The sequence below is a fragment of the Vibrio genomosp. F10 str. ZF-129 genome (genome assembly GCF_000287055.2).
Classification (GTDB): Bacteria; Pseudomonadota; Gammaproteobacteria; order Enterobacterales; family Vibrionaceae; genus Vibrio.
Genome location: NZ_AJYQ02000074.1, coordinates 1 through 2,743 on the forward strand (window position 1 = coordinate 1; position 2,743 = coordinate 2,743).

Annotated in this window: 3 protein-coding genes; all 3 read right to left on the reverse strand. The window is 38.3% G+C overall.

Going from position 1 to position 2,743, the window contains the following annotated elements; genetic code table 11:
• Positions 1 to 982 precede the first annotated feature (982 nt).
• Complete coding sequence (locus A1QO_RS07370) at positions 983 to 1,486, reverse strand: hypothetical protein (protein ID WP_017040765.1); 504 nt, start codon at positions 1,484 to 1,486, stop codon at positions 983 to 985.
• Between the two features lie 116 nt (positions 1,487 to 1,602).
• Positions 1,603 to 1,833, reverse strand: coding sequence for a hypothetical protein (locus A1QO_RS20605; RefSeq protein WP_241790426.1), 231 nt, complete (start codon positions 1,831 to 1,833; stop codon positions 1,603 to 1,605).
• 345 nt (positions 1,834 to 2,178) lie between these two features.
• A partial coding sequence (locus A1QO_RS07380; protein ID WP_241790428.1) for an RDD family protein occupies positions 2,179 to 2,743 on the reverse strand: 565 nt, incomplete at its 5' end.

Here is a 2,743-nt window from a genome sequence, read left to right on the forward strand (position 1 = left end):
AGTGGCTGATTTCAGAACTACATAGCCCAAGAATCACAGCGAGTCATAACGCCAAGCTAACCCGCACGAAACCTTGGTATATACTTTTGCGAAGCAAAAATGCCAAGCGTGAAGTGTCGGGTTGAGCGCCTTGTTATAACTTTTTAATTATGACAATGACTTTATTGTTGTACCACAGTTCTCACAAATAGCTTTCAATGGAGCTGTAGATTTACTAACGATTAGCGGCACCCCAGTGTTTTGGCATGAGCAGCAAGATAACACCTGAAAATGGTATGACTCCTTATCATTAATACTATCTATTTCACCACAAATGTATTCTATATCAGTTTTGAACCTGATTAGCTCAGTGTCACTCAAGGAAAAGTCCTCTTCATGTACGAGCTTATTTCTGATCGTTGCGACACTACGTATGTCTTTTACGAGAGACGCGGGAGTATAGCTTTCAATTGATGACACTTTCTCGTGTAAGCCTTTGCCAGTCGCTCCCTTCTTGGTTAACATGCCCTCTATCTTTTTAGAGCCGCTGATCACAATCTTATACTCTGAACCATCAGTTGATGTGCTAGCAATCCTATTTACCGTACTGGGCAATGAAGAATTCGTAGATTTCATCGCGTTATTTTTGAAAAAGTTATATTTATGAGTGTGGTAGCTCAATTTGTAGTAGAAAATAATAGACGCAATAATTAGGAACAAACCTGCCAACGGATTGGTAAATAATGCAGCTATGACAATCAAGACAAACAGACATTTCAATACAAAGTAAAGAGCACTTTCAAACGTGTAAAACATATAAATCATCCCTAATTTATTAATCACGATGTTACGATTTTTTTTAAATATTGAGCTGGGCAAAAAGTTATAACGCCTTGTTAACTAGTGACAAAACGTTGCCACTAAACCCTGTTTGACCACCTTAATCACAACAACTAGCCATTACGAAAATGCCGAGCGTTTTGGAATCCAGTTGAACAATTTGTTAGCCATTTGATGTCTCAACTTGCTGTTTGAATAATAAAAGCTCTTCATATAAGTAATGTGTCGATTGTTGCTGTGCTACTGTACTGAAAATAAAATCTGATTCATATGCAAAACCGAACATGAACCTCATTTTTAATGGTTTATTAAGCGTGATTTCTATGTAGTACCTATTTGAGCGATTGTATTTTTTTATTTCGATCGTCTTAATATAACTCCAAGGAACGATGTCACCATATTCTTTGTTTTTAACTTGACCAGATTTAATTCCTAGATCGTTTAGTTCGTAGTCTGAGCATGTAACTCGACGGACATTCTCGTAACACAGAAAAGACGCGACAGCTAAACAAAGCAATGAAAGAACCACATAACCATAAGCGAACTTTCCATCTACGAGTAAGTTTGCCGCCCAAGTAACGCACACTGCATAGAGTGACAGGAAGAATCCATTATTTAAGATCACTTTGAATTTTGATGCTTTCTTGACTAGCACTCTTTGATGCATATTCTTCCTTCCGATGGCTAACGCCTTACTAAGTGGCTGTTACCACTAAATTTACCGAGCATACCAGACTTAGAGCCGAGAGTGCCGAGCTTCTAACAGTCCACTTTAGTAATTTGTTAGGCTTTTTGCACCAAGTCCTCTTTATGTTTTAGCTCGGTATAAAGGGATTTGGAGTCCTTGAACCAAACAAGATCGTAGAACTCATTATTGATAAATCGAAGTTTTATCTTTGGCGTACCAAGAAAACTAGAATACTCGACCGATACAATCTCTTCGTTATTTCGCTTAAAGTTATAGCCAGAGTCCTGATGACAAAACTCTAATCCACTATTGTTTACAGTAACCATGTCACTTGCATGGTTGCATAAAGCATCCCCATAGTGACGTTCCGTGAACCTCAAGACACACATTGTTACTGCCCAAATGGCCACGCCTACAGTCAGAGAGTCGTTTACTATAAATATTGAAGGTTTGAAATATAAAGCTATTAGACTAGGAATAAGAAAACCATAGTTAAGCCTCTTTAGTATTTTTGTCCGCCGTTCCAAAAACTCTGTATCACATCTATATTGCATTTAATCATCACCAAAAGCCTAACGCCAAACTAACCCGCACTAGACCTTGGCATATAATTTTGCGAAGCAAAAGTGCCAAGCGTTACAGTGTCGGGTTTAGTGCCTTGTTAGCACTACTTACTCAATGGTACTAAAGTCTATCTCTTTCCCAACCTCAACACTTATGACTTGTGTAGATGCTATTAAATCATGTAGACAACGCTTATCTTTGCGGAAAATAAACAGAACATTAACCAACGGGATAAAGCCACCGATTAACGGTACGTAAGATAAAACCGCCATGGGAATTGAGCGTTTAACAAAAAGTTTAGGTAATCCTAATTTGTTTCCCTGCAAATCAACGACTGCGATGTCAAAAACATATTTACCTATTGTTTGTCCGCGTTTATGAAGCAAATATCCGTGACACAAAAGGTAAGCTGACCAAGAGTAAATCAATAACGCAAATGCTTCACTTGGGTAGATTATGTCGGTAGAAATAATTCTATCGCCAAAATCTGTATAGAAAAGAACAGGAACTAAAAATGCGATGGCAATTAGTATATCAATGAAAGCAGCCCAAAAACGTGACCACCGAGAAGCCAGAATACCGGCTGGTGTATACTTGATTACTTCTGACATCATTCCTCCATGAGATGAATTATTGTGTAGTGCTAACGCCTTACTAAGTGGCGCTGCCACT